A 24281-nucleotide genomic window follows, 5' to 3' on the forward strand; every position below is an offset into this window, starting at 1 on the left:
AATAATTCAAGTGAATTTGTTTGAAAGAAGAACTTTAAAAGCTTTATTTTCACCCGATAAAATACCCATAAAACAAGAGGAAGCTCAAATGAGCTTCCTCTTGTGAAAAATTGTGGGACAGCAATGGGCCATGTGCCCGTTTTTATATTTTTATATCATAGAAACTTGAAGCTTATATAGCGGCTTTTAACATCTGCTTGGCTTCAAGCTGATTGACAGCATTGCTAAATAAATAGCCCTGACCAAAATGGCAGCCAAACTGTTTCAGGGTTTCAAACTGCTCCTTGGTTTCAATGCCTTCGGCAATAATATCCAAGGACAAAACCGGCCCTAACTTGATAATCGCTTCGACAATGGCCTGAATTGATTTATCACTATTGATGCGGTTGACGAAATCACAGTCAATTTTCAGGCTATCTACCGGATAATCACGTAAATGGGTTAAGGAGGAATGTCCGGTGCCAAAATCATCCAGCGAAATGCGAATACCGGCCTGTTTCAGTTTATGGAGGGTACGAATCACACATTCAGAGCCACGCTCGGCCAGCGATTGCTCAGTAATTTCAATTTCAATTAATTGCGCCGGAATCTGATAATGCTGCATCCGTTTTAACAGCACTTCTGCGTAGTTATCGCGCGTCAATTCCACCGGCGAAGCATTAATTGACACCGGCACCGTCTGTAGACCCTGTTTGATCCAGCTTTGTAAATCACTAAAAATCGCCTGCTGCATCAATTCACTGATTTTTGTAGTCAGCTCATAATCGCTAAAGGCTTCTAGCAGCTCTTTCGGATAACGGTAACGCTGCTGTGCATCCTGCCAGCGTAATAAAGCCTCAAAGCCAATCAGCTCACCGGTTTCAATACACACTTTCGGCTGATAAAACGGTACAATCCGCTGTTCACGAATAATCATGCGTGCAGTCTGCAACTGCTCTGCCTTGCTCTGGACCGCCGCCAGCATAGAATGATCAAACATGCGGATGCCACCTCGGCCACCGGCTTTCAGGTCATTCAGCGCGGTATCGGCACATTTCATCAGTTCGGGAATTTCTCTGGCATCTTTGGGATACATCGAACAGCCAATGCTCATGCCGCAGTTAATGACCCGGCCGCTATAGGTAATGGGTGCATCCTGCAGTTTGGCAAACTTCTTGGCCAGTTCAATCAGCTGCTGTTCATTTTCAACCGAATGCACCACCACGGCAAACTCATCACCACCCAGGCGCGCAATACTGACCTGTTCTGAAATATATTTTTGAAAGCGTTTGGACAATACTTTTAATAAATGATCGCCGGCCTGATGGCCCAGGGTATCGTTAATATTTTTAAAATGATCCAGGTCAATCAGCATGACCCCAACCAATGTGCGGGTTTCTTTGGCGACCTGAATTGCCTGTTTGGTTTTTTTCCGGAAAGTTCGGCGGTTAATCAGCTTGGTCAGATCATCGACTTCACTGCTGAGTCTTAATTTATCTTCGGCAATTTTTTGCAAGGTCACATCACGCGATACACATAAAATACTGGTGGTTTCGCCGTGTTCGTTCAGCACCGGGGTCAGCATATTGTCCCAGTATTTCACTTCATCTTGGTTAATACTCATACCCGGGAAACGGGAATTTTTGCCTTTAATCGCCTCACGAATGGCCTGCTGACCTTTTTCACGGGCTTCGGGCGGTAACAGGTCGAGCCATTTCATGCCAAAATTCTTTTCCCGCTCTTTGCCTAGCAAGGCCTGGCAACCTGAACGGTTCATATGCGATAGCGAGCCATCCGGTTTGACAATCTTGATACAGTCAACACTGACATCCAGCATATGGGTGTGGGCACGTAAGGTATCTTTGGTTTCCCGGTATTTCACCGCACTGTCATGAATATTGGTACAACTGATCATCCACTGGTCACAGCCCTCGAGCTGCTGCGAATTCCGGGCAATTAACAAAAACCAGTGATAGCGCTGCTGGCGATCCCGAATCCGGCATTCTTTTTCAAAACTCTGACCACTTTTTTGCGCACTTTCCCATAAAAAACGCAGATGCTCGGCATCTTCCGGATGAATGGCATTCAGCCAGCTTTGAGCAGTCAGGCTTTGCTCATCTGAAGCAAGATACTGTTTAAAATTAGAATTATATAGATGATGTCCGGCTGAACTAACCCAAATCAGTTGTGGCATCATTTCAATGGCGCGAATAAAGTCTTTCTGAAAAGGAGATTTCTCAAGTTTAGGCGTGACCTGTTTGGACTTGTCTTTTAATACCTCAAGCAGATTAATATGACTCATATCGCATTTTCCGAGTTATAGTACCAATAAGATCACACTTCTATACAAATATGTATTATAAGAGCTATAAAAATTATTTTTAACCCACGGTAAATAAAAATACCCAGTTTTTGTATATTCTTTTTGTAATTAAAATGGCTTAAAAATATACAATTTTCTGTGCATATTCCTGACTTTAAGCATGCAGCCTAGTTCTACTTTGTAGCGAGACTGGGCAGTTTTGATAGAAAAAAGATATCAGTTGTGATGGTTTCTGTGAGTGCAGATACAAAAAAAAACACCGGGTCTAAGCCCGGTGTTTTTTAGATAAGGTCATTACGACTCGAAATGAATTACACTACGAATTGATTTACCTTCATGCATTAAGTCAAATGCTTCATTAATCTGTTCTAACGGCATGGTATGGGTAACAAAAGGCTCCAGCTGAATATCACCTTTCATGGCCTGCTCGACCATGCCTGGTAATTGTGAACGGCCTTTAACGCCACCAAATGCAGTGCCCATCCATTTACGGCCCGTCACCAATTGGAATGGGCGGGTCGAGATTTCTTTACCGGCACCAGCCACACCAATAATCACCGATTGGCCCCAGCCACGATGGGCACATTCTAGCGCGGAACGCATGACGTTGACATTGCCGATACATTCAAAGGAATGATCAACACCCCAACCGGTCATTTCAACAATCACTTCCTGAATTGGGCGCTCATAATCATTCGGGTTAATGCAGTCAGTCGCACCAAACTGTTTGGCCAGTTCAAATTTTTCCGGGTTGGTATCAATTGCGATAATACGGCCGGCTTTGGCCTGACGCGCACCTTGCACCACGGCCAGACCAATCCCGCCTAAACCAAACACGGCTACACTGTCACCTTCCTGTACTTTGGCAGTATTATGCACCGCACCAATACCGGTGGTTACGCCACAGCCCAACAAGCACACCTGTTCATGGTTGGCTTCGGGGTTAATTTTGGCCAGTGACACTTCGGCCACCACAGTATATTCACTGAAAGTTGAGCAGCCCATGTAATGATAAATGGGCTGACCATTATATGAAAAACGGGTGGTGCCATCTGGCATCAAACCTTTACCCTGGGTAGCACGCACCGCCACGCACAGGTTGGTTTTACCCGATTGACAGAACAGACATTCACCACATTCCGCGGTATACAGTGGAATCACATGATCACCCGGTTTAAGGCTGGTCACACCTTCACCGACTTCCACCACCACACCCGCGCCTTCATGACCCAACACGGCTGGAAACACCCCTTCAGGATCATCACCTGACAAGGTAAAGGCATCCGTATGACATACACCGGTATGACTAATTTTAACCAAGACTTCTCCAGCTTTTGGCGGAGCCACGTCTATTTCTACAATTTCAAGGGGTTGACCCGGACCAAATGCGACCGCAGCTCTTGATTTCATGAAATTGATCATCCTTTTGATACGTCTTTAACAGATGTCTTACAGTAACCGCTTTTTATCAACAGATTCAACCTATAACATCATGATAATCTATATGAATCAGTAAAAATCTACTTCATAAAAATGATGCCATTAAAATATTACAACATGATCTGGTTGTGCTGTCTGATTCTGGCATGTACCGGTTGTAATTCGCTTGAACAGAACTATGCTGCGCAGGATGCGCCAATTGAACCAGATTTTGAACACTGGATGCCGCGACCAGAGGCACAGGCACAACTACAACGCGGACAAACCGCCTATTTACCGCTGTATGACGGATTTATCAGTATTGCTTCACGTTTACATTTAATTCATAACGCCAAACATCATTTAGACCTGCAATATTACATCTGGACCGATGACGAAATTGGTCATTTAGTGCTGGCCGAATTACTCAAAGCCGCCGACCGCGGGGTACAGGTCCGGTTACTGATTGATGACCAGAATGGCACCCAACTGGACGATACCTTGCTGGCACTCAGCCATCATCCGAACTTTAAAATTCGCCTGTTTAATCCTTATAAATTCCGTCATTTTCGGGCACTGGATTATGCCTTCCGGATGCAGGCAGTGAATCACCGCATGCACAACAAACTGATTATTGCCGATGGCGCGATTGCCGTGACCGGTGGCCGCAATATCAGCCGGGAATATTTTGATGCCAGTGATGACTTTCAGTTTACCGATGTAGATATTCTCTTTGCCGGTAATGCGGTCAAAAAAGCCAACGATAATTTCCGTACTTTCTGGAACCATGAACTGAGTTTTAATCTGGTCCAGCTGATGGACCAGAACAGCAATAAATACCATCGTAATAGCTTGACCTTGCTGCGGGAAAAATATGCCAGCCAGCAGCTGGATGAACAGGAGGTGCAACGCCGGATCAGTTTTGCCGAGCAACAGGTGGCGCAGTATTTAAAACAGCGTTCCTATCATTGGGCCAAAGCGCATTTTGTGGCTGACCCGCCAGAAAAAATCCAGGGCAAAGCCAAAGATGAAGAGATGATTTACCATCAGATGATCCAAATTATGGGCACACCCAATCAGCATCTGGAACTGGTGTCTGCCTATTTTATTCCGACTCAACGCGGTACGGATTATATGAGCCGTCTGGCAGAAAACGGCATTGATATCCGGGTTTTGACCAACTCGTATATGGCCAATGATGTACCGATTGTACATGCCTTCTATCAGCAATACCGGCCGCAGCTATTGGCCAGTGGCATTCGACTGTATGAGTTCAAGCGTTATATTCAGCGCGAAGAACGTACCTGGTATGAAATTATTACCGGTAACGTGATTCCAGCCAAAGGCCGCAGTGCTTCCAGCCTGCATGCCAAATTCTTTGATATTGATGGCAAGGTATTTATTGGCTCTTTTAATTTTGATCCGCGCTCGGCTTTTTTAAATACCGAAGTCGGGCTGGTGCTGGAATCTGATGAACTCCAGGATGAAATTTCAGATTCATTGAATCAGTACCTGCCGCAAATTGCCTATGAACTAAGGTTAGATGAGAAAGGACATATTATCTGGCTGGATTATCAAAAAGATGGTTCAGTGATTCAGCACAAGGTTGATCCGGAAACCACCAGTTTCCAGCGTTTTGTGATGAATTTAATGACCCATGTCCCAATCGAGTGGATGATGTAATGACATCCACATTACAGTAAATATACATTGACCAAGATAATTGAATACGAGTTGCTCTATGGGTTTGCAGCAAACCCGATACCCGGAGAGATTGTGTGATCTCTCACTTCGTATTTATCGCCAGAAGGTTTTACTCTCCTGCTACATTACTTTAAAATTCACGCTTTATTTTTCTTCTTTTTTAGATCTCTCCCCATGCAATTTTTTGATTTAAGCCGTCAATTTAAATTAAGTGATATTCTCAGCCCGACTAAAACCCTGAATGAATTGGGCCAGCAAGAGTGGTTTCTGGCCAAAGTGCGGGTCGAACATGATTGCCTGTCCGACTCGGAGCAGCTTGAAGGTCAGGTAGTGTTGCAATCGAATGAGAATATTCAGCTGGAACTGGAATGGCTGATTCAGGACACCGGTTTTGAATTGCAGGTGTTGTTTAAGGGTGTAGAAACTGCGGCTGAACAGGAAACCTTGGTGATGGTCAAAGGTGCACAACTGGTGGATGATGCACAGCAACCGCTCTCAGCCCAAGCCCTCAGCTTATGGATTGATGGCACTTTATTACCGATGTTGCCGCAAATCCGCAAGGAAATTAAAGCCCGCCTGAATTTATGGGATTATGTGGAATACGGAGCTTAAGTCCTTTTATTCTGCTTTTACTGCTGAAACATGAAAAAAGAGCGAAGTTTTTCGCTCTTTTCTGAGCTGTGCTCGTCAGATTTCCTCTCGTTCTATTTTTAAATCCAATTTATGATGAATATGCAGTTGCGCTTTCACGCATAACAATAGTTCTGGTCTTTATTATGCTGGTTTTAACTATAAAATGAGTATAAAAATGAACAAGAATATGGATGCTCAAACCTGGGGGCAAATACGACAAGTGGTTGCGCAGGCGCAGCGCGCCAGTATGCACTGCTCCATCGCCAGTGTGAGTCCAGAAGGTATCCCGAATATCACCCCGATTGGAACCTTATTTTTAAACGACAGCTCTCCCACCGGTTTCTTTTTTGATACCTACTCTGCCACGCTGCAACCGCATCTCAAACATAATGCGCAGGCCTGTATTCAGGCCGTAAACAGTAGCCGCGGGTTCTGGCTAAAATCAATGATGTCAGGTCAATTTCGTACTTATCCGGGTGTGCGTTTATATGCTGAAATTGGTGAGTTACGCCCGGCCACTGCCGGGGAAATGAATCAGGTACACCACAGAATTGCGCCGTTAAAATGGACACGCGGCAGCAAGCTGATCTGGTCGGATTTCACCCAGGTTCGGGAGGTGCATATTCATGCGTTTAGATGGGTAGAATATCCATCAATGATGCCAAAGACATCCTCTCTTTTTTAAAGCAGGCCGACATCCTTAAACAGACCGCAATAAAGTTCAGCCTTTTTCTCCACCGCTAAGGGATAGGCGCGAGATGAAGATGGCATACGGTATAAATGCAGCTCTCGACCAGCAAAGATCGCCTGTGAAGATTGGCCAATTACCGGTTTCGGCGTGCCTTCCGGCATTGATTCCATCAAGGTATCAGTGGCTTTATCACCCGTGGTCATAATGTACTGGCACAGCGGCATTTGCTGGAGCAGCCGATTTAAATCGGTCGGGGTGTGAATATGCAGAAATTTATCTGAAGCATTGCCCTTTAAACGGCTGATCCGGTAGGCGGTATCAAACAGCGCAATACCGGTATCTTTTAAAAAGTTTTGAATCAGTTCGAGCTGAAAGTTTTTATTCGGCAGGTCTAAAAAATAGTTTTTATCCTGAAAAAAGCAGATACCAAAAATCCGCCACATATCATTCTGATAATTCGGATAATAAAATTCCATTTTCCAGCGATTTTTGGGCGGTGGAAAACTGCCCATCATCAGCAGTTTGGCATTGGAGGGTAAAAAAGGCTCAAAGGGATGGGGTTCAATTTCAAGATCATCAATCATAAGGCAGCAAACTCAATTCACTTTATTCATCTTAAGCCGTTGTTTAATTTTGAGTGTTACTTCTTTGCCCCATATTTGATAAATTTCTTTACTCGGATGAAAGCCATCTTCGGCCATTTCCAGTTTCATCTGCTGATATTGTGCAATGTCATATTCAATCCAGTCCATGTTTGGCTGCTTTTGAATAAATTTATGCAGTTCACGGTTCATCTGCTTGGCATATTGGCCAAACAGCCACGCCAGCGGATTCGGTAAAGCCGGAAAAAGTTGCATCGGTGGTACACCTGCTGCAAGGATGAGCTGTGGCTGGAATTTAGCTGCAATCAGCTGATACAACTGCGCCTGCTTTTGAATCCAGATATCGGCTGGCATCAATTTGGTGACATCATTCACCCCGACCGAGGTGACCACTACATCAAACTTTTCAGTGTCCAGCTGCTGAACGCTTTGAATGACCTGCCCCGTGGTATTGCCTGTTTTGGCATGCAGTTTCCAGCTGACCTGAAATTCGGAAGTGAGTCCGGCCAGAATCGCGCCGAGCAAGGCATCTTCCTGATGGCTAACGCCAACGCCGGCAGCGGCTGAATCACCCAGAATCAAAATGGATAAGGCCTGTCCCTGACCGTTCGTGCCCTCACGTTCCCCTTCTGGCTCTGCCAGTCTTAAGGTATTTTTCTTGACCCAGCGGCCTTGAATAATCAGGGCTGGAATTAAACCCAAGGTTGCAAGCTTCAGAAACATCGCATTGTCGATCATCTTCAAAAAAATCGGGCCTATTTTAACCAAAATAAGCCCTCTATTTTTATCTTTCTATGAAATATTTTTAAATTTTCAAATATTTAAAACAAACATTTAAAATAAAAAGTGAAAAGCGCCAAATGGAACTTTTCACTTGATATACATGTGGATTAACCGAGTTTATTGACCAGTTTTAATGGTAAGACTTTCATGGCCAAGCCCAGTGGCAACCATGGCCATTTCGGCACATAGGCTTTTACCGGTGCTTTTTCAATTTCTGCAGCCAGTAAGCGTGAACCAGTTTGCTCATCCACTTCAAATGGTAATTTTTTCGCGCCTTCGTTAATTTCGGTACGGATATACCCCGGGAAAATGGTGGTAACTTTAATTGGCGTATCAATCAGCTCGGCACGGATGCCTTCGGCCAGATGTGCCACGCCAGCTTTACTGGCACCATACGCCGTCAGATGTTTTGGCATACCACGCATTGCACTCATGGAAGAAATCATCACCAGATGACCAGAATTTTGGGCACGGAAAATTTCTACCGCAGCTTCACATTGTGCCAGCGCTGAAATAAAGTTGGTTTCAACCGTGGCGCGGTTAATCGCAAAGTTGCCTTTGCCGATCCGGCGGCCTTCACCAACCCCGGCATTGACAATAATCCGGTCAATCGTGCCTAGTTCTTCCTTAAAAGCACGAAACACCTCAAATACCTGATCATAATTGGTCACATCTAAGGTTTTTGCGGCCACGCTCACGCCGTACTTGCTTTCCAGTTCCTGTTTTAAGCTTTCCAGACGTTCCATACGACGCGCACAAATGGCCAGGTTATAGCCTTTTTGTGCAAATTCGCGGGCCATACCGGCACCAATGCCGGAACTTGCGCCGGTAATTAAAATTGTTTTGGTCATCTGTCTATTCCTTGATTAAATCCAGGTTAATAATTCTGGATGTTGTGCTTTTATAAAATGATGTTCATTCAGACTTAACAGTTGCGGCTCATTGCCGACCAGACGCAAAGTGGTCATGCTGGTATTGGCGATGGCCCAGTTCAGTGCAAAAGTCCGGTTAGGATTCAGTTCCAGAATTTTTCCAGCAACAACCGAAATGACTCCGCCCGAAGTAAACACAATCGCGTAACGCGGTTTGGTTTGGGCCAGTTCATCACACAGGTTTTGCAAGGCGGTTTCGACTCGGGCCTTGAAATGCGGCCAGGATTCTTCATATTCATGGTGATATTCACCGCCAGTCCAGCGTTCAATGGCACCTTCAAAAATTTTTGCCAGATACGCCCGCGGATTAAGCTCTTTGGCTACATCGGCCTTTAATAAATGCGGTTCATTAAAACGCGGTTCGTATTGGGCAAACACCTGCTGATGGTTAAACTCGTTCCAGTCCGGATTGGTGACCAGATGAGCTTCAGGGAAACATTCGGCCAGAGCGATCTGTGCAGTCTGCTGATGGCGCTGCATGGAACCAGCCACCACATAGGGTTCTTCTTTTAAGATATTGTCAAAATACTGACCCAGCAGTTTGGCCTGCAACTCCCCATTCGGCGAAAGCTGGTCATAGCTTTCTGCACCAAACGAAGCCTGACCATGACGGATTAAATAAATAGTCGTCATTTCGGCAGCAGCTCCTTAAATTTGACCATATATTTTTGTGCCAGCTCATTGGCTTCAATTTTTTGCAGCCCAATCAGTTTTAAGGCGCGGATGTGCAAGGCATGAATCACAATCCAGAAATCTTTAAAAGCCGGATTATTGGTCTGTTTATGATAATAACGGTAGTAAATCTGCTGGGCGATCACTGCCAGACGGAAAATCCCGAACACTTCATAGAAGGTCCAGTTTTCCGGTTGCAGGCCGGTTTTTTCCAGATAGTAATCGACCACCTGTTTACGGGTGAACATGCCTTTTAAATGGGTCGGCTGACGGCGGGTGGCTTTAAAAATCTGGTTATCGGTTTCTTCTACCCAGTAGGCCAAAGCGGAACCAAGATCCATCAGTGGATCGCCCAGAGTTGCCATTTCCCAGTCCAGCACGCCAATCACTTCGGTTGGATGCTGCGGATTTAAAATCACATTATCAAAACGCCAGTCATTGTGAATAATGCAGGTGGTGGAATCTGCCGGAATATTCTCGTGCAACCATTTACGTACATATTTAAATGACGGCACATTCAGGGTTTTGGCTTTTTCATAACGACTGTCCCAGCCTTCTACCTGACGACGGCAATAGCCCTCACCTTTACCCAGTTTTTCCAGTTCGGTGCCCTGATACGGCACCTGATGCAGCTCGATTAATTTATCAATCACATTAATGCACAGTTCCTGAACCTGGGTTTCATCAAAGTTCAGTTCTGGCGGCAGTTTGGCCCGCGGGATAATACCTTCCACGCGCTGCATGATATAAAAATCACAGCCAATCACCGATTCATCCTGACACAGCGCCACCATCTGCGGTAACACCGGATAATACGGTGCCAGATTTTTTTGTACATGATATTCACGCGCCATGTCATGCGCAGATTTGGCTTTGGTGCCTTTGGGTGGACGACGTAAAATTAAATCGGCATTGCGATAGTTCAGACGATAGGTCCAGTTAGAGGCACCACCTGAATATTGGGTCACTTCCACGGGTTCCTGAACATCAACCCCTTGTGCCTTTAACCATTGGCTTACTGCCTGAATATCCAGTTCCTCGCCTTCACGAACCTGACCGCCAACATCAATCACTGACATGTTATTTTCCTGATTTTTCACTTTTTTAGGTCTTGCCCTATTAGAGCATTTTCAGCTGTAAAGACCCACACTGTTTCTGGTGTTTTGCCACTTATTTTTTACGACGGGTACTGTAGCCACGTTTGGCCAGTTCCAGTTTGGCAATCATGCCTTTATGCACTTCATCGGGACCATCGGCCAAACGTAAGGCACGCGCCTGGGCAAAGAAACCGGTCAATGGCGTATCGCGGGACAGCCCGGCACCGCCGTGGATTTGCATGGCCATATCTACCACTTTTTCCAGCACGCTTGGCGCCACCACTTTAATGGCAGAAATTTCTGTGAGCGCGGCCATATTGCCTAAAGTATCCATTTTATAGGCGGCATAGAGCGTTAACAGGCGTGCCTGATCAATTGCCACACGCGCTTCGGCCACACGCTCCAGGTTGCCACCGAGTTTCAGGATTTCCTTGCCAAAGGCAGTCCGGTTCATGCCGCGGTCAATCATCAGTTCCAGTGATTTTTCTGCCGCGCCGATACAACGCATACAATGATGAATCCGGCCGGGTCCTAAACGGCCCTGGGCAATTTCAAAACCTTGGCCGGCACCACCAATAAAATTGGCCACTGGCACACGGACATTGTCAAAGCTGACTTCACCATGCCCATGCGGCGCATCGTAATCGCCAAACACCGGTAACATACGTTCAATTTTCACCCCTGCAGTATCGACCGGGACCAGCACCATTGAATGTTGATGATGACGGTCTTTGCTTTCGTCCGGGGTATGCGCCATAAAAATAATGATTTTGGCATTCGGATCACCCAGACCCGATGACCACCATTTACGCCCGTTCAGGACAATCTCATCGCCTTCTACCACCGCTGTGGCCTGCATATTGGTCGCATCAGAAGAGGCCACTGCCGGTTCAGTCATACAAAACACCGAGCGGATTTTGCCTTCGAGCAGCGGCATCAACCATTGCTGTTTTTGCTGTTCTGAACCATAACGCCATAACACTTCCATGTTGCCGCTATCTGGCGCGTTACAGTTAAATACGGTCGGGGCAATCAGGCTACGGCCAGACAATTCGGCAATATGTGCATATTCCTGCACTGACAGGCCCTGTCCCAATTCAAGACAAGGCAAAAACATATTCCACAGTCCCGCGGCTTTGGCTTTGGCTTTTAAACTTTCTAATTGCGCCGGCCACTGCCATTGCGTCCAGTCACCGCCCTGATTCAGTTCATGCACCTGCTGCCAAAAGTCGGCTTCAATTGGTTCAATTTCTGTTTGAATAAACTGTTGGGTTCTTTCGAGATAATCCTGTGCGCGTGCTGACAATTCAAACATGACTGTAGCTTCCTCAATCTGTTGTTATATTGGCTTTACAACACCTTAACCTAAAAATTATTATGCATGAAATGATTTTATTGAATTAAATACTATGCACAATATTCATAATAATAGCCCGATGGATCTGGGTGCTTTTCATCGTATTGATATTAATTTATACCCGCTGTTTATTGCGATTTTTGAACAAAAAAATATTTCCAAAGCGGCGCAGCTCTTATGTATCAGCCAGTCGGCCACCAGTCATGCCTTACAACGGCTTAGGTTACAGTTACAGGATGATCTGTTTATTCGCACCGGCCATCAGATGTTACCAACGCCGTTTGCCGAGCAGATTTATCCGACCATTAAAACTGCACTGCTGTCTATTCAGCATATTGCCCGGCAAAAACAGCAGTTTGAACCGGCGATGGTACATACCCTGAAAATTGCCATACATGATGAAATTGAACCGATTATTTTTCCCAAACTGGTGCAGCATTTTCAGCAGCTGAATCTGGAGATTCAGTTTTTAAGCAGCAAGCTGGACCGTAAAACCATGATCAATGATCTGGCGACCCAGCAAATTGATTTTGTGATTGATCTGGAACACAAGCTGGGCGATAAAATCCAGTTTCAGGCGCTGGTACAAGACCGCTTCGTGGTTTGTAGCCAGCGTTCATCCATAGATAAAGAATTATATTTGTCTGCGCCGCATATTGGTGTTTCTTCACGCCGTAGTGGCTTGCTGCTGGAAGATATTTATTTAAAGCGCAATCAGCTGTCGCGAACCCTGTTATTACGCTGTCAGCATTATTCCACTGCCCTGCAAATTCTGGCGCAGCATGACACGGCGATGCTGACCATTCCGGAAAGTATTTTGCGGCATTTACATATTGACCCGAAGCTACATATTTTTGAATCGCCTGTAGACTTGCCGCAAATTGATTTGGGGATGTTCTGGTATAAGGAGATGCAGGAGAATGCACGTCATGCATTTTTAAGAGCGGAAATTTCTAAAATTTTTGCTTAGGCTATTTCAGTAGATTAATCTTAATTATGCTTAGGCTATTTTAAATGAGTTCAGAAAATTTACTTAGGCTATTTAGATCACTCAAATTTAAGGCGCTTTATCTTCATTAAATTTCAAACATCGCTCAAGCCCTTGCCAGATCAGGCGTTGCAGCGTAGCTGATTTGTTAAAAACTAGCTAATTGGCGATTTAATCGACCGGCGAATTGCGCCATTTCTTTTACACTAGCACTTTTATTTTTCACGGTTTACAGCTGGCTGGTCTGTTCAGCTGAATTGAAAGCGTCTATGTTGACTGAACTCTCCCCTTTCTGGCTGCTGGCATTGGCCGCTGGATGCTGTCTTGTTGCGTTTATGCTGTTGGGTAAGATTTCCCGCTTTGTGCAGCAACTGTTTCGACCTTTTAAAAAAGGCAAAACCTATTGGGCGCGGGTCACTGCGGTCAGCGATGGCGATACCCTCACCCTGTACCGTTTTAATTTAAGACGTTCAGAAACCCGCATCCGCTTTGCTTATATTGATGCGCCAGAATCGAGTCAAAGTTATGGTCCGGAAACCCGGCGTCTGGTGAAAACCATGCTGCATCAGAAGGTGGTGCGAGTCAAAATTACCGATATTGACCGCTATGGCCGCCATGTTGGGGTGATTTATCGCTACCGTAAAAATGTCAATGAAGAACTGGTCAAACGTGGTGCCGCCTGGGTCTATGAAGATTATATTCGTGATCGCAAGCAGCTGGCGCATATGCGTGCCTTACAGACTCAGGCCAGAGCACGGAAAAAAGGCCTCTGGAAAAGTAGCCGCCCGGTGCGGCCAAGTGTCTATCGCAAACAGAACCGTAAATAAAATGCTCAGGTGGATTTTTAAAGTCCGAAGATGATTCAGCTTAATAAGCCCATTGCACCAGCAAACGAAAAGCCCCGGCAATCAGCGCCAAAGCCACAAAGCCGGCCAGCCAGAGACCAATAAACCACAGCAGCTGTGTACGTTTCATTGCGGCTCCTTGATGACTAAGGGAATAACTGACCTATAATGATGTGCTTCATGTCGATTTTCTTTAATGATAGCCATCCTCCCCCACCCGGACTTTATGGCGAAAAATCCAATAGGACATCGCGCTATAACCTAGAATAATCGGAATTAAAATCAGCGCGCCAATGAGAGTAAAACGCTGACTGCTTTCCGGTGCAGCAGCCTGCCAGAAGCTGACCGAGGGCGGAATAATATAAGGCCATAAGCTGATTAAAAAACCGCTATAGGCCAGAAATACCAAGGCCAGCGTATACAAAAATGGGCGAAACTGTTGCTGTTGCCGGCAGGCTTTTAAAGCCAGATAAGTAAAGATCAGCACCAGTATCGGCACCGGAGAGAAATACAGCAGCTGCGGCAGACTAAACCAGCGCTCGGCAATGTGCGGCTGGGTTATCGGGGTATAAATACTGACGGCTGCTAAAACAATCAATAGGCCGATCAGCATCTTCGGCATTAAACGGTACATACGCTGCTGTAGTGCCTGATCGGTTTTAAAAATGAGCCAGCCACAACCTAAAGTGGCGTACAACATTACCACGCCAGCACCAGTAAACAGGCTAAACGGCGTTAACCAGTCCAAACCATAGCCCGCATATACCCCCTGCTCGGTACGAATACCCTGAATATAAGCGCCCAAAATTACGCCTTGTAAAAAGCTGCTAAAAACAGAGCCACCAATAAAAGCTTTGTCCCACCAGTGTTTGCTGCTGTTGGCCTTAAAACGAAACTCAAAGGCAACACCGCGAAAAATTAAGGCAATCACCATTAAAATGACCGGTAAATACAGGGCTGAAAGCACCGTGGCATAGGCCAAGGGAAAAGCAGCAAACAGGCTGGCACCTCCCAGCACCATCCAGGTTTCATTGCCATCCCAAATTGGCGCGACGGTATTCATCATCACATCCCGCTCTGCCTGTTCGGGAAAAAATGGAAATAAAATCCCGATACCCAAATCAAAGCCATCTAACACCACATACATCAGCACCGCGAAGGCAATAATCCCGATCCACAGCAAAGATAAATCTATCATGGCTCATGCTCCTGTTTGGGGCGCTCGGCGGGCGGGTTAAGCCGCTCGGTGACACTGCTTAACGGCCGTCTGGAGGCTTGAGTAAGCTCAGCATCAGAGGCTGATGATGGCGCTGAATGAATCAGTTCCGGCCCTTTGTGCATCAGTCTGAGCATGTAATAAATGCCCATCCCGAACAACACAAAATACACCAGTACAAAAATCATCAAGCTCAGGCCAACCTGCTCTGCAAACACCGGCGATAAGGCATCTTCGGTACGTAACACCCCATAGACCACCCACGGCTGGCGGCCGACTTCTGTGGTAAACCAGCCGGCCAATAAGGCAATAAAACCGGAGGGCCCCATCCACAGGGCAAAACGCTGAAAACGACGATGTTCATATAAACGCTGTCGTTTACGTAGCCACAATCCCCATAGCGCCAGAATCAGCATCAGCACGCCTAAGCCGACCATAATCCGGAAACTCCAGAACACAATGGTCGAATTAGGCCGATCTTCCGGGGCAAATTCTTTTAAACCGGTCACGGTGCCATCCAGCGAATGGGTCAGAATTACGCTGCCCAAGTTGGGAATCGCCAGCACATATTTGGTTTCTTCGGCCTGCATATCTGGAATACCAAACAGATACAGCGGCATGCCTTTCTCATGATTGGTATTCCAATGCCCTTCCATCGCTGCCAGTTTGGCTGGTTGATGTTGCAGGGTATTCAAGCCATGTAAATCGCCCACCAGCACCTGTAAGGGAGTTAAGATCAGCATCAGCCACAGGGCCATCGAAAACGAGGTTTTTACCAGTGCATCCCGACGGCCTTTAAGTAAATGCCAGGCAGCCGTGGCAGCCACCAGCAAAGCAGAGACCAAAAAGGCGGCAATAGCCATATGCGCCAGCCGATACAGGAATGACGGATTAAAGACAATGGCCCACCAGTCCTGTGGCACCAGAATGCCATTTTCGATGCTGAAACCTTGCGGAGTTTGCATCCAGCTATTGGCTGATAAAATCCAGAACATGGAAATACAGGTGCCAATTGCGACCATTAAAGTCGACAAAAAATGTGCTTTAGGTCCCACCCGTCCCCAACCAAACAGCATGATGCCGAGAAAACCCGCTTCCAAAAAGAAAGCGGTGAGCACTTCATAGGCCAATAATGGTCCGGTGACACTGCCGGCGATACGGGAAAATTCACTCCAGTTGGTGCCAAACTGATAGCTCATGACAATGCCAGAAACCACCCCCATGGCAAAGGCGACCGCAAAAATCTTGACCCAGAATTTAAACAGGTCCTGATAAATCGGATTACGACTGCGTAACCAGCGCCATTCCAGAATCGCCAGAAAACTGGCCAGACCAATGGAAATGGCCGGAAAAATGATATGAAACGAAACTGTAAAGGCAAACTGAATCCGGGCCAGTTCCAGCGCGGTAAAACCGAGGGTCATCATGCCACCTTTCAAAAGGTCGAGCTGCGCTCAGGGTGTAGAGTTTTAAATATAGCGTTTTGAATTTTTCTCATCGCGCTTCAGCATAGGACGAAGTTGTATAGGCCTTGTGTAGGCTTTTGATCAAGAATCTTTAAGCGAGTAATTTCTGCAACTGATGAGTTTTTTTGGAAGATAGAAGCGCTGATTTTTTATTCTTGCGGTTTATCAGCTGGATAGACAGGACTGGATGAGAGGAATTTTTGTAGTTCAGTTGATTGACCTTAACGCTGCTTAACAAATCTATAGCAATACACGTTGCCCCCTCATCTTTTATCATCTGTTTTTTTGAATCCTTCGCTGGCTTCCCTACTTGAAAAAAATTCCGAACAGGCGTACATTGACTTTGTTTTAGTTACCCTGGTTAACTATTTTTTTATGCCAAGCTCTCCCTTAAAATTTCGTACCGCCTTATTACGCTGCGCACGTCTGTTCAGCGATGAAGTTAATGCTCTGTTATTGCCGCATCAGCTTAATTATTCCTTGTGGCAGGTGTTATACGTCATTCATTTAAAACAGCAATGTACCCAGGTAGATATTGCCGCCTATTTAAAGGTGTCCAAACCGAGCATCACCAAACGTATTCGGGTGTTGCTGGACTTGGGTTTAATCCATCAGCTTGAAAGTAGCGATAAACGGCAGAAATGCCTGACTTTTAGCTCTCACGGGCAGGAACTTTTCAAGCATTGTTCAAGCCAGATTGATCAGTTTGAACAGCAGCTGCTGCAGTCTTTTGCAGTTGCGGACATCGCCCATACCCGCGAGATCCTTAATCAGCTGAGTGAACAGTTACAACCGACCCTACAAGGTGAAGACAAATGAGTTCAGCACAAGCACCGCTATGGACCAGAAACTTTATCCTGGTCGGCCTGATCAATTTTCAACTGGTACTGATTTTTTATCTATTGGTGATTGTGATTGTCGGTTATGCCGTGGCGGAATTAAATGCCAGCATTGCCGAAGCCGGTTTAATTTCAGGACTGTTTATTGTCGGCACCTTATTTGGCCGTCTGCTGATTGGCAAATGCCTACAGCGTTTCGGTTATCGTAGCACCCTGCTTTTTGGGCTGGCCGGTTTCTTGCTGCTTTCCTTAGGCTATTTTATAGAGATGGGGGTGACTGCCCTGCTCGGCATCCGTTTTATTCATGGCTTTATGATGGGAGTCGCCTCTACCGTACTCGGCACAGTCATCGCACAAACTCTGCCGCCCACCCGCCGTGGTGAAGGTATTGGCTATTACAGCATGAGCAGCACCCTAGGTACGGCGATTGGTCCTTTTGTCGCGATCTGGATGATGCTGCACACCAGTTATCAGACGATTTTTAGCTTATCCAGTGTCTTGGCGCTGAGCTGTCTGGTAGTGGCCTGTTTTATCCGGATGCCGAACCTGGCGCAGCCTAAACCTGCAGCCACCGCGACAGCAGGCAAAGGTTTTGGCTTCTGGACCCAGTATCTGGAAAAGAATGCGCTGCCCATTTCCCTGATTATGCTGTTTGCTTCCATCTGTTATTCCGGCGTGCTGTCATTTATTAACTTTTACGCCAAGGAAATTGATCTGGTCGAAGCCGCGTCCTTATTCTTTTTAATGTATGCCATCGCCATTTTGTTTTCGCGTCCGTTTACCGGGCGGCTTATGGATCGTAAAGGTGAAAATATCATTATGTATCCCGCCTTTATTGTGATGGCGATTGCCCTGTTTTTACTAAGTCAGGCGCATAACTCCAGTATGCTGCTGCTTTGTGCCGGCTTGCTCGGTCTGGGCTATGGCAATATTCAATCGGTCTGTCAGACTATTGCGGTCAAAAGTACCTCACTGGAACGTATGGGACTGGCGACCTCGACCTATTTTATCTGTCTGGATGCAGGGCTGGGCTTCGGGCCGTATTTGATCGGAATCGCGCTGAAATCGGTTAGTTATGCGCAGATGTATTTCTATAGTGCCATCGCCGCGCTGTTGTGTTTAGGCCTGTATTATCTGCTACATGGTCGTCATGCTCAGCAGGTGCAGCCACAGTTATCACGCTAACGAAAGCAACACGCTTAAAACCGCCGGCCAAAGCGCTGGCGGTATTCCATTGGGGTTAGGCCGGTTTTCTTGCGAAATAAACGCCGGAATGAACTCGGATCTTCATAGCCCACCATTTGCATAATCCGGTCAATCGGCTGCTCGGTTTCTTCCAGCCGTTTTTGCGCAGCTTCAATACGAATAGCCTGCACATACTGATTCGGCGCCACATCTAACACTGCTTTAAAACGGCGAATGAGCGTGCGCGGGCTGATATTAAAGCGCGCCGCCACATCTTCCATATTCAAGTTTTCACTAAAATGCTGCTCCAGCCAATGCTGGATTTCTTTTACCAAACCATCCTGATGTGGCTTGCTCATACGCATCAAGGAATAGGACAACTGGTTGTCACGGCGAAAATCCAGCACAAAGGATTTGGCCGTCTGAATGGCAATTTCAAAGCCATAAAAACGTTCAATTAAATGTAGCCCCAAATCGAACCAGGCCAACCCGCCACCGGCACAATAGACATGATCGGACTGGGTAATCAGGCGATCCGCCTGCAAATGGACCTCCGGATAGCGCTGCTGGAACTGATCTTTAAAACCCCAATGCGTGGTGGCACTGCGGCCCTGTAAAATTCCGGCTTCGGCCAGAAAAAAATTCCCGGTACAGTTTCCGGCAATCAGGCATTGGGCTTGATCGGCCTGTTGCAGAACATTCATGAGAGACTGATTTTTTTCCAGAATCTGCTCGATGGAACCGGCCAAAGTCGGAATCACCAGCAAATCGGCCTGCTGGATTTCACTATAGGCCAGATGCGCCTCAATGCGTAAACCATTACTGCATTGCACCGTTTCTCCCTGTGGCGAGGCAATTTGTACTTGAAACAGGCGCTGAATATCCTGTTTCTGAATCCGGTTCCAGCTGATGCCGGCCAGACTGAATAAGTCCGCCACACCGGTTATGGCCGAAGCCAGTGCGCCATCATAAGCTAGAATAAAAACCCGCTTCATGCTTTCTTCCAAATGTCGTTTTTAGCTCCTTGAGTGTCATTATTGACAATTTATCTGCCAATACAAGTCTTGTTAAGCTAAGAGCAATCAATAAAAACAGGCAACGGCATCCCATGACCGCACTCATCAATCAAAAAGATCTGGATTTTTTACTCTATCAGGTATTTTCAGCCGAACAGCTGACCCAGCTGGAACGTTATCAGGAACATGACAAAGCCACCTTCGACAGCATTTTAGATACGGCGCGCGGCATTGCAGCAGACTATTTTGCTCCACACAATGCCAAAGGCGATGCGCAAGAACCGCATTTTGATGGTACACAGGTACATACCATTGCCGAAGTGAAACAGGCCTGGCAACAGTTTGCCCAGGCCGGTCTGTTATGTGCCCAGCATGATTATGATCAGGGCGGTATGCAGCTTCCCACACTGATTAATATGGCTGCCAATGCCTATTTTATGTCGGCCAATCCTGCCACCGTGGCTTATTCGTTTTTAACCGCCGCCGCAGCGAATCTGATTCAGGCCTTCGGTACCGAGCAGCAGAAACAGACCTTTGTCCCGTCGATGTTCAATGGCCGCTTTTCCGGCACCATGGCCATGACCGAGCCGAATGTCGGTTCCTCTCTGGGTGATCTGACCACCAAAGCCATTCCACAAGCTGATGGCAGCTACAAAATTAAAGGCCAGAAAATGTTTATTTCTGGGGGTGATCAGGACATTACTGAAAATATTGTGCATCTGGTGCTGGCGCGGATTCAGGATGCGCCACAAGGTGTCAAAGGCATTTCCCTGTTTATTGTGCCGAAATTCCTGACCAATGAAGATGGCACGCTGGGTGAACGCAATGATGTCAAACTGGCTGGCCTGTTACATAAAATGGGCTATCGCGGGACAACATCGACTGTGCTGAATTTTGGTGAAAATAACCAATGCTTAGGCTATTTGATTGGTGAAGCTGGTCAGGGCCTGAAATATATGTTCAAAATGATGAACGAGGCGCGTGTCGGTGTTGGGCTGGGCGCCGCGATGATCGGTTATCGCGGTTATTTGGAATCGCTGGAATATGCCAGAAACCGTCCGCAAGGCCGACTGGCCAGTGAAAAAAATAGCGACAGCAAACCGGTCAATATTATTGAACATAGCGATGTGAAACGGATGTTGTTAGCGCAAAAGGCCTATGTAGAAGGAGCTTTGGCATTGTGCCTGTTTGCCGCGCGACTGATTGATGAACATCAGGCGGGTGGCTCGGAAGATAGCGCCATTCTGCTCGACCTGATCACGCCTGTGGTCAAATCCTTCCCGTCTGCCTATGGTCCGAAAGCCAATGATCTAGCAATTCAGGTACTTGGCGGTGCCGGCTATACCCGTGATTATCCGGTAGAACAGTATTATCGGGATAATCGCTTAAATCCGATTCATGAAGGCACTTTTGGTATTCAGTCACTGGATTTACTCGGGCGTAAATTATGGCAGCACAATGGCAAAGGCTTAAATCTGCTGATGCAACGCATCAACACCACGCTGGAACAGATTCAGCATCCGGCCATTCTGGATCTGTCTAGCAAATTCTGCAAACATCTGGCTACGGTACAAAGCACCACACAAAAACTGGGACAGGCGCTTATGCAAGGTCAAACCAATGAGGCTTTGGCCAATTCTGCCCTGTATTTAGATATGATGGCTAAAGTGATTATTTCCTGGTTATGGCTGGATATGGCCAACAAGGCGCAACAGCAGTTTGGCCAGTCTGAGTTGGCAGAAGATCAGCAATTTTTAGCAGGCAAGTTGCAAGCGGCGCGCTATTTCATTCGCTGGGAATTACCGGAAATTGAACATCAGGCCAAATTACTGAGTGAATTTGATGATACCTGCCTGTCGATGCACAGTGACTGGTTTTAAAACCGGATGATGGAAAGCAGGTTTTAAATATCTACCTTCTAAAGAAAATCCCCATGTAGTTTATTACATGGGGATTTTTTATATACTTCTAGAATGCAGATGCCGTTTAGAATTGTGCATTCAAGACATTGGCCGCCACTTTACCCTGCCACAATTCACGTAGGGTCGGTAAATAGAATTTTTCACCCAGCTCGACCAGCTCGGCATCAATTTGCGCATGAACTTCATGCATAAACAGATAGTCCAGCTCTACCGTCGCCAATTGGCTTTGTGATTTTTTATAGTCCTGACGTTTTTGCTGTGCTTGCTTCACCAAACGGTCTGCAAAAGCGCGATCTTTATATTTCGCAATAGCATTTAAACGCAGCTCAATCAGGCCCCAACCACTGAGCAGCAATTTAAATAATTCCAGATCTGCCGTGGTTGATTCCCAGGTCATTTCTTCCAGGTTTTCATTTTCAGGCAGCACCGGCAGCAGCAGCTCCATCACACTTGGGAAAATTTTCTTAAAATTTAAAATAAATTTAACAGGATGCTCACCCGGATAATCGGTAAATTGCACCTTTTTCTGAACATCCGTTAAATAGATATCAAGCATTGAAAATTTTCCTAGATAGATTGCTGTTTTACAAAGCTTTATTTCTTAGCTTGTAAAACTGTAATAAAAAACGAATCGCATTTTAGCAATTATGACATCTTATTCAATGTTATTTAAGCCATGTGTCTACATGAGGACGGCTTTAGCTCTAAAATTCTTCAATCTGGAAAGATGGCTTGAAACAACTTGAAGGCTTGTAATTCTTTTTAAGGACTTTGATTCGGGGCTAGTAGATGGTTCTTTTCTTTATTGGGTTCTTGAGTTTGAATCTTATATTAATCAACATCTAGTTAGTAGTTCAATAAGCACGAACACTCCATATTAAAATGACACACTGTTTGCCTTCAATGCACTCTCATCTATTATGCTGAGATATCTCATACTTAAAGAATAACGATGCTTTTTCTTATTGCGATCCTATTTTTAGTTTTTATTCTCTATTACTACAGACTTGATCAGGCCAGCTCGATGAGCAGCGAGTTTGTGTTCTACCTTTGCCTTTCATTAATCATCCTCTGCATCGTGAACGCTTGGCGTGTGTTGACTTAAGCATCGAGTAAGCATCAAAAAAACCTTCTCATCTCCCAGCGATCACAACACTGCGTATAGCGTGACCCTCTAGTTATACCTATATTTTTTCCTTTCACAAGCGGTTCATAGTACAGGTATATCATCACGGGATTAAAAAAATTAATGTGAGATGTATCGTGAAATACGGAATTTTAATTGTTCTACTGTTAAGCTGTGTAGTCAGCAGTGGCCTGAGTTTCTGGGTTGGATTCAAGGCAGATGATTCATTATTATTGATCATTGGCGGACTGCTTGTTTTTGCATCAATCTTGATTGCCCTTGAAATTAAAAAAGTCAAAAAAGATCCGTTCTAAGCCAAGCCGGCAATTTTTCTATGCTCTATGGATGCGGGTATAGCGCCTATTCACGCTCTTTTAGACAATCCTGACAGCGCCGAATTTCTTCATCATCACCCGTGTATTCGACTTCAGTTGCGCTATGAAAGCTAAACAGACAAAGAAGGAACTGGATCATAATATTCTGCTCTTAATAATCTGCCTCCTGTTCTGGAGGACGGCGTTGGGAGAAAATCAGAAGTTAGCCCTGATACAAATTTTATATAAATAGAAATTTTACAAGTTGTCATAATGTGACACTCATAAAAATTAACATTCATTTAAATTATCTCATTTCGATAATCTAAATAAAAAATTACCCACTAAACCCAGAAGTCCTGAATAACGACTTTGTGGATGCTTTCATCGAAATCCGTATTGGATAGATTTAAGTTTCTGTTCTTAATATTGATATAACAATAACTTGCTGCAAGTCCTACACCAATCAAAGCTAATAGTTTCATTGCTCACCTCACCTATTGGAAGATCTGGATTTAAACTATCATTCAAATTTGTAGCTTTCACATTCAATTTTAATCATTTTTTGTACAGATTGTAATTTCCGGAGCAATGTATAAAGCCATAAAAAAGCCCACCAGTGGGTTGAGCTTTTTAGGTCTTGACCAAGAGAAAGAAGCAATAGGGATGAGCGCTGTTAATACTCTTGATCTAAACCATTGCTACACGTTTCATTCTCTTCTTCATCGAGCAGGTAGTCGATTTCAGTCACCTCATGCAGGCCAAATAAAGTGAATAGAAGATGGAGCATAATTTTCTCCTCAAAAAAAATGCCTCCCTAGAGGAGGAGGCAGTAAAAAAAGAAAGAAACTACAGCGATAGATTCTGCTGAAAATTATATATAAATTTATAATTTATATATTTGCATAATATTACATATTTTATGCCAAAAATTAGCCAACCCAAGCCGTTTTAAATGAATTATTAATAGAAAATTATTATAATTTTAATAATATTCAAAACTCGGAGGCATCCTCAACCTCGAATCGACTGCCTCGCTGTCATTGTAAAGTTCAATTTAAGAAAAACCACCCAAACCCAATATTAAACGCATAGTTGTTAAACCGGAGTTGAGCTATACTGCAAACCTAATGACAAAGCTGGTTTTGTGAACCTAATCTCTTCTTATAAAA

Annotated in this window: 22 protein-coding genes; 9 read left to right on the forward strand and 13 right to left on the reverse strand. The window is 45.4% G+C overall.

The window, feature by feature from the left end; genetic code table 11:
- Positions 1 to 172: 172 nt before the first annotated feature.
- On the reverse strand, positions 173 to 2281 hold the full coding sequence (locus FTU55_RS10425; RefSeq protein WP_180047032.1) for a GGDEF domain-containing phosphodiesterase: 2109 nt from the start codon (positions 2279 to 2281) through the stop codon (positions 173 to 175).
- A gap of 315 nt (positions 2282 to 2596) precedes the next feature.
- Positions 2597 to 3712: an S-(hydroxymethyl)glutathione dehydrogenase/class III alcohol dehydrogenase gene (locus FTU55_RS10430; protein WP_016658079.1), complete on the reverse strand. Its 1116-nt coding sequence runs from the start codon at positions 3710 to 3712 to the stop codon at positions 2597 to 2599.
- A 123-nt stretch (positions 3713 to 3835) separates the two neighbouring features.
- Here FTU55_RS10430 and FTU55_RS10435 point away from each other — a divergent pair, with 123 nt between their 5' ends.
- From FTU55_RS10435 to FTU55_RS10445, 3 genes are all read left to right on the forward strand, one after another.
- Entirely contained in the window at positions 3836 to 5404 is a 1569-nt protein-coding gene (locus FTU55_RS10435; protein WP_180047034.1) for a phospholipase D family protein, read from the forward strand.
- A 195-nt stretch (positions 5405 to 5599) separates the two neighbouring features.
- Entirely contained in the window at positions 5600 to 6037 is a 438-nt protein-coding gene (locus FTU55_RS10440; protein WP_005178205.1) for a hypothetical protein, read from the forward strand.
- 196 nt (positions 6038 to 6233) lie between these two features.
- On the forward strand, positions 6234 to 6743 hold the full coding sequence (locus FTU55_RS10445; protein ID WP_180047036.1) for a pyridoxamine 5'-phosphate oxidase family protein: 510 nt from the start codon (positions 6234 to 6236) through the stop codon (positions 6741 to 6743).
- Here FTU55_RS10445 and FTU55_RS10450 read toward each other — a convergent pair.
- From FTU55_RS10450 to FTU55_RS10475, 6 genes are all read right to left on the reverse strand, one after another.
- Complete coding sequence (locus tag FTU55_RS10450; RefSeq protein WP_180047038.1) at positions 6740 to 7333, reverse strand: uracil-DNA glycosylase family protein; 594 nt, start codon at positions 7331 to 7333, stop codon at positions 6740 to 6742. The two genes, FTU55_RS10445 and FTU55_RS10450, sit on opposite strands and share 4 nt — an antisense overlap.
- Before the next feature lie 12 nt (positions 7334 to 7345).
- Positions 7346 to 8074, reverse strand: a complete 729-nt coding sequence (locus FTU55_RS10455) for an SGNH/GDSL hydrolase family protein (protein WP_180047040.1) — start codon at positions 8072 to 8074, stop codon at positions 7346 to 7348.
- A 167-nt stretch (positions 8075 to 8241) separates the two neighbouring features.
- Complete coding sequence (locus tag FTU55_RS10460; protein WP_016658074.1) at positions 8242 to 8985, reverse strand: SDR family oxidoreductase; 744 nt, start codon at positions 8983 to 8985, stop codon at positions 8242 to 8244.
- 15 nt (positions 8986 to 9000) lie between these two features.
- The gene (locus FTU55_RS10465; protein WP_016658073.1) at positions 9001 to 9699 is read right to left on the reverse strand and encodes a histidine phosphatase family protein; all 699 of its coding nucleotides are present in this window, start codon (positions 9697 to 9699) and stop codon (positions 9001 to 9003) included.
- Positions 9696 to 10817: a phosphotransferase family protein gene (locus FTU55_RS10470; RefSeq protein WP_104471382.1), complete on the reverse strand. Its 1122-nt coding sequence runs from the start codon at positions 10815 to 10817 to the stop codon at positions 9696 to 9698. The genes FTU55_RS10465 and FTU55_RS10470 overlap by 4 nt, the downstream gene beginning before the upstream one ends.
- Before the next feature lie 91 nt (positions 10818 to 10908).
- On the reverse strand, positions 10909 to 12150 hold the full coding sequence (locus FTU55_RS10475) for an acyl-CoA dehydrogenase family protein (protein ID WP_180047041.1): 1242 nt from the start codon (positions 12148 to 12150) through the stop codon (positions 10909 to 10911).
- Between the two features lie 94 nt (positions 12151 to 12244).
- Between FTU55_RS10475 and FTU55_RS10480 the strand changes: the two genes are divergently transcribed.
- Complete coding sequence (locus tag FTU55_RS10480) at positions 12245 to 13162, forward strand: LysR family transcriptional regulator (RefSeq protein WP_075174663.1); 918 nt, start codon at positions 12245 to 12247, stop codon at positions 13160 to 13162.
- Positions 13163 to 13449: 287 nt separating this feature from the next.
- A complete protein-coding gene (locus tag FTU55_RS10485) occupies positions 13450 to 14007 on the forward strand; it encodes a thermonuclease family protein (protein WP_005178218.1) in 558 nt (185 codons plus the stop codon).
- 40 nt (positions 14008 to 14047) lie between these two features.
- Here FTU55_RS10485 and FTU55_RS10490 read toward each other — a convergent pair whose 3' ends face one another.
- From FTU55_RS10490 to FTU55_RS10500, 3 genes are all read right to left on the reverse strand, one after another.
- Complete coding sequence (locus tag FTU55_RS10490) at positions 14048 to 14155, reverse strand: hypothetical protein (protein WP_005178219.1); 108 nt, start codon at positions 14153 to 14155, stop codon at positions 14048 to 14050.
- Between the two features lie 63 nt (positions 14156 to 14218).
- Entirely contained in the window at positions 14219 to 15223 is a 1005-nt protein-coding gene (cydB, locus tag FTU55_RS10495; RefSeq protein WP_180047043.1) for a cytochrome d ubiquinol oxidase subunit II, read from the reverse strand.
- On the reverse strand, positions 15220 to 16665 hold the full coding sequence (locus tag FTU55_RS10500; RefSeq protein WP_180047055.1) for a cytochrome ubiquinol oxidase subunit I: 1446 nt from the start codon (positions 16663 to 16665) through the stop codon (positions 15220 to 15222). The genes cydB and FTU55_RS10500 overlap by 4 nt, the downstream gene beginning before the upstream one ends.
- Before the next feature lie 417 nt (positions 16666 to 17082).
- Here FTU55_RS10500 and FTU55_RS10505 point away from each other — a divergent pair, with 417 nt between their 5' ends.
- Positions 17083 to 17526, forward strand: a complete 444-nt coding sequence (locus FTU55_RS10505; RefSeq protein WP_127801474.1) for a MarR family winged helix-turn-helix transcriptional regulator — start codon at positions 17083 to 17085, stop codon at positions 17524 to 17526.
- Positions 17523 to 18731 (forward strand): MFS transporter, encoded by a 1209-nt coding sequence (locus FTU55_RS10510; protein ID WP_180047045.1) that lies wholly within the window; start codon positions 17523 to 17525, stop codon positions 18729 to 18731. Before FTU55_RS10505 ends, FTU55_RS10510 begins: the two co-directional genes overlap by 4 nt.
- A 14-nt stretch (positions 18732 to 18745) precedes the next feature.
- On the opposite strand, the gene FTU55_RS10515 is transcribed toward FTU55_RS10510, so the two are convergent.
- Positions 18746 to 19726, reverse strand: coding sequence for a GlxA family transcriptional regulator (locus FTU55_RS10515; protein WP_016658064.1), 981 nt, complete (start codon positions 19724 to 19726; stop codon positions 18746 to 18748).
- Between the two features lie 113 nt (positions 19727 to 19839).
- Here FTU55_RS10515 and FTU55_RS10520 point away from each other — a divergent pair, with 113 nt between their 5' ends.
- Positions 19840 to 21627 carry an acyl-CoA dehydrogenase gene (locus FTU55_RS10520; protein WP_168400113.1) on the forward strand — a complete coding sequence of 596 codons (1788 nt, stop codon included), beginning with the start codon at positions 19840 to 19842 and terminating at the stop codon, positions 21625 to 21627.
- A gap of 106 nt (positions 21628 to 21733) precedes the next feature.
- Here the strand turns inward: FTU55_RS10520 and FTU55_RS10525 are convergent, their stop codons facing one another.
- Complete coding sequence (locus FTU55_RS10525) at positions 21734 to 22225, reverse strand: hypothetical protein (RefSeq protein ID WP_152342411.1); 492 nt, start codon at positions 22223 to 22225, stop codon at positions 21734 to 21736.
- Between the two features lie 707 nt (positions 22226 to 22932).
- On the opposite strand from FTU55_RS10525, the gene FTU55_RS10530 reads away from it, so the two are divergent.
- Positions 22933 to 23109, forward strand: a complete 177-nt coding sequence (locus tag FTU55_RS10530; protein ID WP_155756617.1) for a hypothetical protein — start codon at positions 22933 to 22935, stop codon at positions 23107 to 23109.
- Positions 23110 to 24281 lie beyond the last annotated feature (1172 nt).

The organism is Acinetobacter sp. YH12117 (assembly GCF_013418865.1).
Taxonomy (GTDB): Bacteria; Pseudomonadota; Gammaproteobacteria; order Pseudomonadales; family Moraxellaceae; genus Acinetobacter; species Acinetobacter indicus.